The sequence below is a fragment of the Thermodesulfobacteriota bacterium genome (genome assembly GCA_040757775.1).
In the GTDB taxonomy this organism is placed as follows: Bacteria; Desulfobacterota; UBA8473; order UBA8473; family UBA8473; genus UBA8473.
Map to the genome: position 1 here is coordinate 82,142 of JBFLWQ010000012.1, position 7,493 is coordinate 89,634.

Annotated in this window: 10 protein-coding genes; all 10 read right to left on the bottom strand. The window is 40.8% G+C overall.

Annotated elements, in window-relative coordinates:
• Window positions 1-21 precede the first annotated feature (21 nt).
• The 10 genes from AB1401_09035 to AB1401_09080 all read right to left on the bottom strand — a co-directional run bounded on the left by AB1401_09035 (window position 22) and on the right by AB1401_09080 (window position 7,484).
• Window positions 22-576: a CBS domain-containing protein gene (locus AB1401_09035; GenBank protein MEW6615594.1), complete on the bottom strand. Its 555-nt coding sequence runs from the start codon at window positions 574-576 to the stop codon at window positions 22-24.
• Between the two features lie 38 nt (window positions 577-614).
• Entirely contained in the window at window positions 615-1,064 is a 450-nt protein-coding gene (locus AB1401_09040) for a response regulator (protein ID MEW6615595.1), read from the bottom strand.
• A gap of 1 nt (window position 1,065) precedes the next feature.
• Window positions 1,066-1,557, bottom strand: a complete 492-nt coding sequence (locus tag AB1401_09045) for a response regulator (protein MEW6615596.1) — start codon at window positions 1,555-1,557, stop codon at window positions 1,066-1,068.
• 134 nt (window positions 1,558-1,691) lie between these two features.
• The gene (locus AB1401_09050; GenBank protein ID MEW6615597.1) at window positions 1,692-1,976 is read right to left on the bottom strand and encodes a hypothetical protein; all 285 of its coding nucleotides are present in this window, start codon (window positions 1,974-1,976) and stop codon (window positions 1,692-1,694) included.
• Between the two features lie 380 nt (window positions 1,977-2,356).
• Entirely contained in the window at window positions 2,357-3,055 is a 699-nt protein-coding gene (locus AB1401_09055; GenBank protein ID MEW6615598.1) for a hypothetical protein, read from the bottom strand.
• A 132-nt stretch (window positions 3,056-3,187) separates the two neighbouring features.
• Entirely contained in the window at window positions 3,188-3,556 is a 369-nt protein-coding gene (locus tag AB1401_09060) for a response regulator (protein ID MEW6615599.1), read from the bottom strand.
• Complete coding sequence (locus AB1401_09065) at window positions 3,549-5,303, bottom strand: ATP-binding protein (GenBank protein MEW6615600.1); 1,755 nt, start codon at window positions 5,301-5,303, stop codon at window positions 3,549-3,551. Before AB1401_09065 ends, AB1401_09060 begins: the two co-directional genes overlap by 8 nt.
• 6 nt (window positions 5,304-5,309) lie before the next feature.
• On the bottom strand, window positions 5,310-5,657 hold the full coding sequence (locus AB1401_09070) for a dinitrogenase iron-molybdenum cofactor biosynthesis protein (GenBank protein ID MEW6615601.1): 348 nt from the start codon (window positions 5,655-5,657) through the stop codon (window positions 5,310-5,312).
• 6 nt (window positions 5,658-5,663) lie between these two features.
• Window positions 5,664-7,091, bottom strand: coding sequence for a sigma 54-interacting transcriptional regulator (locus AB1401_09075; GenBank protein ID MEW6615602.1), 1,428 nt, complete (start codon window positions 7,089-7,091; stop codon window positions 5,664-5,666).
• Window positions 7,092-7,367: 276 nt separating this feature from the next.
• Window positions 7,368-7,484 carry a 2-hydroxyacyl-CoA dehydratase family protein gene (locus AB1401_09080; GenBank protein ID MEW6615603.1) on the bottom strand — a complete coding sequence of 39 codons (117 nt, stop codon included), beginning with the start codon at window positions 7,482-7,484 and terminating at the stop codon, window positions 7,368-7,370.
• Window positions 7,485-7,493 lie beyond the last annotated feature (9 nt).

Sequence of the window (7,493 nt, forward strand, 5' to 3'; positions counted from 1 at the left end):
CAAAGGACATCCGCTACTCCATCAAATTCTGCAAGCCTTTATCCTTTCACAGACCAGTTTGAATACATCTACCAGACGTAAAATACCAACAATATCCTCTACCCTGGTTACAAGAAGAGACTGATGATGACCGATAATAAACATGTGCAATGCCTTTCCAAAAGTCGCATCCTCCTCTATCTTTTCACCTTCTGTAGGCACGTACATCGCCTCTTTAACCTTCATCTTGGCAACTCTGTGGCATAGAGTTTCCAGGTCGTCCACCCATAGATTGTGTTTTTCTAACATCGATTTTATAAATTCAGGGCTGAAACCTGAACGAGACACCGACCTCAAGTCTCCTAAGGAGTCATATTTTGGTTCAAGGCTTTTGATAACATCCCTTTGGCTTAGTTTCCCTACTATCTTTTTGTTGTTGTCATAGACCAGAATGGCGCGATGCCTTTCACGGGAAACGTCAAATGCCTTTTGTGCCTCCTCCAGGGCATAAACAGCGTCAGCCATAGAACTATCCTTATGCACCGTTGCATACTCCTCCACAGGCACCATTATATCTTTCACTCTTATTTCTTTCATTGTTTACTCCTTATAGCATAGCCATCAAAATTAAACCGTTATTTTTCGTCATATATTTTTTTCGCCTCATCTGCCTCCCCTGCCTCTGCAAAGGTTGCAGCAGCAGTATACCTGTCGAGTTTTCTTCTGAAGGCGTCTTTCATTCTCTTGACCAGACTATCGATATCAACAGGTTTCTCCATATAATCAAATATCCCCAGCCTTCTAGCCTCTTCTTCATCCTTCTTGGTTCCATGCCCTGTCAGCATTATGACCTCGATGTCGGGGTATGCCATTTTCACTTTTTTAAGGACATCCATACCATCAATCCCGGGCATCTTAAGGTCGAGAACCATAACATCGGGTTCCTGATTTTCAACATAACTCAAAGCCCCTTCTCCGTCATAAACAGTATCTGAACTAAGGTCTCTCATTTCAAGTCTTTCAGCGAGGGCCTTAACAAATTCTTCTTCATCATCTACCAGAAGCACCTTCATTTTTCTCTTCATTTTATTTCTCCTTTTCTCTTTTTTTCAAGATTTCCATGGCAGTTTCAAATTGTCCTGCCTCGGCATAAGTGGCAGATACAGCGATATCATCGAGGGTATCAATGATAGATCTTCTTTTCTTCTTCTCCTCAGCTTCTTTTTCTTTCTTCCTGATGCCTGCCTCTCTGATCATTCTTTGAAGGTCACCTATATCCGGAGGTAAAAGAAGGTCGTCGAATGCACCGAGTTTCATACCCTCTATAGACAGATGAATAATGGAGGGGGTTGTGAGCATAACCACCTCTGTTAAGGGACGGACCTTTTTGATGCGGGAAAGGATGTGAATCCCACTTATTTGAAGTTCTTTCATGTTGAGTACAACAACATCAATCTTCTTCTTTATTAATGTATTAACAGCTTCGTTTGCACTGCTTGAGGTGAACACCTTTAAGCCGCCCCCTTTGATCTTTTCAGAGAGGTTCTCCATAAACGTGGTGTTGTTGCCTACCAGCATAACCTTCAATTCACCACTTCTCCCATAGGAGCAAGATAGATAGCTACTCAGTTTTTTTTACCTGACCATTATAAATAAGACTTCTCGTTTCACTCGAAATGATAGCATCGGGATACTATTTTCGAAACGATCTACTAACAGGTTACAGTAGCAGTGCCATACCATATCTTCACTCCAGGAAGGACGATGGATAGGGGTTTGCTACTCTTTTTTTGTGCGGTTTTTCCTGCAAACTCTAATGCATACTCATGCAATCCAGCTTCAGCAAAGGTAATAGCCGCCATCAAATTGTCAAATGATAGTCTTTTTTGAGGTCTCCTTTGTATGCCTGCAATCTCCAGTGCTGTTTTTCCTTCACCGGCTTCGGCAAAGGCCACTGCGGCAAACCAATCTTCAATTCTTCCTTTAATATTTTTCATGATTGACCTCCTTTTGTTTTGATGGCTTCGTAAAAAGTCCATCTGCGGCGTTACGCTGCATCCTTCGTCGTTGCAGCGTACCCCTAAGTACGCCTCACTCCTCAGTATTTGCGCGCCTTGCATCTGGAGCTTTTTACTTTGCCATCCCAATTTTGACTTTTTACGAGTCCATCTGTTTTGGTTTTCGTTGTTGTCGGTTGTCTTTAATAAAGAGCAAAATGCATGCCATAACAAAAAAATACCAATAATCAAAGAGTTAGCAAGATTATAGGCAGGTAGTGTATCATTATGATATAATATAAGACACTTTTGGCAGCCCATTAATGTATCAATCTGATACTATATGAGACAAAAGTGGGTAGAAATGGCAGGCGGTCTTTTCAAGGAGGCTTAAAGGGGAAAGATAATGTGATTGTATTGCCGGATTGAGATTGAGTAAAATTTACAGAACCTCCGATTTCATTCATCAATATATTTAGGAATGTCATGTGTAAATCACTCGTTTCCTCTGCTTCATTATGCTCACAAGAAGGGCTTACTTTTGAGGAATCATCTGAGATGATTATTGAGGTACTATCCTCGTTCTGTTTAACGGTTATTTTAATAAGGCTTTTCTTCGCTGGCAAATCCAGCAAGTATTCTATACAACCAAAGAGTAACTGTTCTATTTTGAATGGATCATTGTGTATATATATTATTGGGTTATTTGTAGGTGTAGTTTCCAGTCCTACCCCTTTCAATCTAGCCAATCTTTTTGCAATATCCACTGTCAGAAGGATAATATCATTGAGGTCAGAATAAGACGCCTCCTCGTCCATGCTATGAGCAAATCGATTCAGGCGTTTGACTATTTCTACGCCCCTTTTGACCTGTTCCTGCATATTTATATTGAGCTGAGCCAATCTGGTGAAATGGGGTATTTTCTGTTGGTCCCCTTTAATTAAAAGATCACCAGCCAGCCCTGATGACTCATTAATAGTAGCCAATATATTTTTAATCTCATGAGAAAGGCTGGCGGTTACCTTGCCAATAAAAGCAATTTCTTTAATTTTAAGAAGTTGCTCATCTGTTATTTTCACCTGAAAATGCACCTATTCCTGTCATTGCTTCGCCCGCCTAATGCAAACTCCTCGCAAAGACATTTTCCTTATCCTTTGTGTTTCTTTGAGGCATGTGGGTTTCATAATACAGACTATTCGTCCTACTCAATATTACCTGCTTTTCATAGCTTCATTCATCTTCTTTATTAACTCTTCGATATCAATCGGCTTCATCAAGTAATCAAAAGCACCTTGTTTCATGCCTTCGATTCCTTCTCTGGTTGAACCACGCCCTGTAAGCAAAATAACTGGAATATCAGGCAATATCGCTTTAATCTGTCTGAGAACATCAAGGCCACTTAATCCCGGCATCATAACATCTAAAATAACAATATCCGGGCTTATTTGATTAATTTTAGCCAGGGCATTTTCACCGTTGTAAGCTACCTCCGTTTCAATGCCTCTTAAACTCAGCCTCTCCGACAGTGTAGTTACAAACTCCTCTTCGTCATCAACAAGCAGTACCTTTAGATTAGACATGATTTCCCTCTTCAAAATATGGGTTACTCTTTATCGGGATAATTACAGTAAAAGTAGTTCCTTCTTCCTCCTTACTTTGCACGGTAAGGTTCCCCCCAAGTTTCTGTACAATTCCATATGTTATAGACAAACCCAGACCTGTTCCGTATTTTTTCTTTGTGGTAAAAAATGGTTCAAAGATATGGGGAAGGTATTCCTCGGGGATGCCCTGACCATTATCTTTAACAACAATCTGAACATTGTTTGCATCCTTAATAGAGGTTATTATATAAACTATCCCATCGTTTTCCACAGCCTCAAACGCATTAGTAATTATATTGAGAAATACCTGCTGAAGCTGTCCCTTATCGCTTATTATTCTTGGAAGTTTTGGATCAAAATCTAATCTCAAGTCTATATTTCTGTGGAAGGCTTCCCTTTCAAGGAATCCAATAACCTCTTTGAGGAGATCTGCAAGGTCGACGTCCTCCAGGTTGACATCCATCCTTTTTGCAAAGCTTAGGAGTCGATGAGTAATCACACGGGACCGATCCACTGATCTGTGAATAGAGCTTATTAATCCTAGAAACTTTTCACTTTCAGGAAAATTCTCATTACGCTCGATAATGTCCTTCATTAAACCAGCCTTTTCATTAATTATAGCAAGGGGATTATTGATCTCGTGAGAAACACCCGCAGCCAATCTTCCAACGGATGCCAGCTTATTAGCGTATTGCGCTTCACGAAGGGCGGTTCCCCTGCGTTCGTCCGATTCCTGGATGTGTCTTACAAGGGTTTTTACTATTCCGTAAGAGGCACCGATGATTAAGATACAGCTAAAAAAAAGCACCCAGAACAACTCGCTCTTTAAGGCAAACCATGTTTTCATGATTTCCCCCGGTTTTTTGATAAAAATTAGTATAAAAGGCTTTATATCCAGACGGACGTACCCTATTAATGTCCGATATTCTTTAGAAACATATCTTTCCTGAACAACGGCACTGGAAATCTGAGTTAGAATTGGCATAGACAGAGGGTACCTATCCAGTACATTTCCATAGTACCTGGACGGTGTTTGTAAGATTCCATCCTGGTTGATTAAAAAGAGGTCACTCCCGGGTTCTAACTCCATGGAGGTAATAATACGATTAAATTTTGCTGTATCAATTGTTGCCCGAATAACCCAGAATTCTCCATTGTGAAGGTCTCTTTTCACTGCTATAACAAAGTGAGGGAACCTCCTGTAACCCATAAAAACATCGCTTATGTATTCATTGCGAACCATTACCTCTTTGAACCAGCCCTGATCTTTGTAATCTTTACCCCCCAGGTTATAAGGACCAACGTATGTTTTTTGCAGTCCGGAAGAATCGATGACGCCTATATCCACAAATTCCTTGAATTCTTCTCGTAGAACCATAAATATCTTGCTCAACTTTGTCTGATCATTGATTTCTTTAAAATCGTAAGAGTTGGCTATTAGATTAAGAGAAGACTTTCTTTCTGCAAGAAATATGTCGAGAACATGTTTAAGGTTGGTTAACTGACTCTGGATGGGTTTAATCGTTTCTTCCCTTATGGCATTCCTGTATTGATGATAATTTATGATAGCCATTAATATCATGGGGGTTATTGCCATAGAGAGAATAATTATCATCAGGTTTCTCCGCAACCTGACATAGTGCTTTTGAGGTGGTTCATCGTTATAAAGAGAATCAGGCGTCCCTATTCTGGTCCACTTGTGAAACCTTTCTTTAATCCCGACCATAACCCCTTACCCCTGAGTTTTCTGAAACATCAGATTGGTTCCTTGTTCCAGACGACCCTTTAAAAAGAGATCTAAAACCTCTTCATAGTGTCCGATCACTGAATCTATAATCTCCACCTTCTTCCAGTTGAGGTACTGATAGAATTCATCTTCAATCCCGCCACATATAAGATGGGTTATTCCCTGTGAGAGAATCATATGGCATAACTCTTCCGGAGAGGCAGAGGTCAGGACTATAGTTTTTCTTTCAATGGTCTCTCTTTTATCATTTAAGGAGGCTATAAATACTACAGAGGAAAGATCAAAACGAGGTGCAACATCTTCTTCATAGATGGTTATGAGGATTTTTTCCATCAATCTTTATCCAAGCTTGTACTTTTTCAACTTTCTATAAAAGGTTGCCCTCCCCCATCCCAGAAGTTTAGCCGAGCCTGTTCGGTTGCCCCTGGATTGAGCAAGAGCCTCAGCGATCATCTGTCGCTCAATCTTCTCCCAGTCAAAATGACTCGTGGCTTTGTAAAGGGATTCTCTATACATAAGGGGGGTTGATGTGTTAGAAGAAGTGTTTGCTGGATTATCAGTCACAGGTACCCCCATGGTTACAGATTCATGTAAATAGGAGGGCAAATTTTCGGGATGAATTACTTCATCCTGGCACAGATTTACGGCAAATTCGACGATGTTTCTAAGCTCCCGTACATTACCGGGATATGTATAATTTAACATGATTGGAATAGAATTCAAGGAAAATCCTTTAATCTGCTTGTTAAATTTTTTAGAAAAATGTTGCAAAAAATGATTCATTAACAACCTGACATCATCTCCCCTTTCCCTCAGAGGGGGCAGCTCTATACGGATAACTTTCAACCTAAACTTAAGGTCTTCTCGAAATGTGCCCTGTCTTACCATCTTATTTAGGTCCCTATGTGTTGCGGCAATAACTCTTGCATCCGATTTTACCGGTTTATTACTACCGAGGGGGTAAAATTCTTTATCATCCAAAAAAGTGAGGAGCTTAACCTGGAGGGATAAAGGAAGATCGCCTATCTCTGTTAGATAGATAGTCCCATTGTTAGCCATACGAAAGCGTCCCTGTTTATCTTCGACTGCTCCGGTAAATGCACCCCGCTTATGTCCAAATAATTCAGATTCCAAAAGGTTTTCAGGCAGCGCACCACAATTTATCTTGATAAAAGGTCCCTTTGCCCGCATTGAGGAGATATGGATTGCCTCAGCCACTAAATCTTTACCTGTGCCTGTTTCGCCTGTTATCAAAACCGAAGAATCGGTTTGAGAAATAAGCTGCAAGGTTTTGAATATTTCTTCCATTTGAGGGCTGTGGCCGATTATGTTATGGTAGCTGGATGGACCCTGGATTTTTTGATCAAACTCCCTGACCAGAGAGATATCTTCGACTGTTTCGATAACGCCGATAGGTTTGCCATCATGGTCCTTCAGTGGCGAAAGATTGATTATGACCGGCACCTTCTGTCGAGCGAGATTAATGATATCTCCTTCCGTACTGATCTGGTCTTCTTTCTCCAGAATTTTTCTGGCAGGACATCCTATGGGACACAGGTTATTTCTCATAATATAACGGCAGGGGACACCATAGGCTTCTTTTCTATTGAAACCAGTGAGGCTTTCCATGGCTCGGTTGATGGCATGAATGCGTAAGTCCGGAGAGATTAGAGCAACTCCTACCGGGATTCCATCAATAATCTCTCTAATATCCATTCGGAGATGGTCAATTGGCCAGCAGGCTTTACTTTCCTCAATTTCCGCCACTGATACCCCCCCCCTAAAATTAACAGGTAAGATTGTTTTTCCCTTTGGGATTTTTTATAGATATTATCTTTGGCTACTATAGCAGAGTAATGGAAAAAGACAAGGGAAAATAGGTTGGAAGAGTAGGAAAGTAGAAAAGTGGAAGTTTAGTAAACCACCTCTCTACTTCTTCAGTCCTCTACTCTAATGAATTCGCTCTCAGGGGCACTTCCTCAAAAAAAGGCATAGTTTTTCAAAGCTTGCTGCAGGATAGTTCACGAGGTTGGAATGCAGCTTTTACAACATTTCTATAAAAGCCTGAACCCTTGTTTTCAACTGCCCCAGCCCTGAAAGACTGTGGTCTACCTCCAGTGTTAAGACGGAAACTTCTTCCTCCAGTCTCTTCCTGAAAATAGCTGATTC

Excerpts from the sequence above, each read along its gene's own strand:
- AB1401_09065 (MEW6615600.1), bottom strand. The coding sequence starts at position 5,303 with ATGGTCGGGATTAAAGAAAGGTTTCACAAGTGGACCAGAATAGGGACG.
- AB1401_09070 (MEW6615601.1), bottom strand. The coding sequence starts at position 5,657 with ATGGAAAAAATCCTCATAACCATCTATGAAGAAGATGTTGCACCTCGT.
- AB1401_09060 (MEW6615599.1), bottom strand. The coding sequence starts at position 3,556 with ATGTCTAATCTAAAGGTACTGCTTGTTGATGACGAAGAGGAGTTTGTA.
- AB1401_09045 (MEW6615596.1), bottom strand. The coding sequence starts at position 1,557 with ATGCTGGTAGGCAACAACACCACGTTTATGGAGAACCTCTCTGAAAAG.
- AB1401_09040 (MEW6615595.1), bottom strand. The coding sequence starts at position 1,064 with ATGAAGAGAAAAATGAAGGTGCTTCTGGTAGATGATGAAGAAGAATTT.
- AB1401_09035 (MEW6615594.1), bottom strand. The coding sequence starts at position 576 with ATGAAAGAAATAAGAGTGAAAGATATAATGGTGCCTGTGGAGGAGTAT.
- AB1401_09050 (MEW6615597.1), bottom strand. The coding sequence starts at position 1,976 with ATGAAAAATATTAAAGGAAGAATTGAAGATTGGTTTGCCGCAGTGGCC.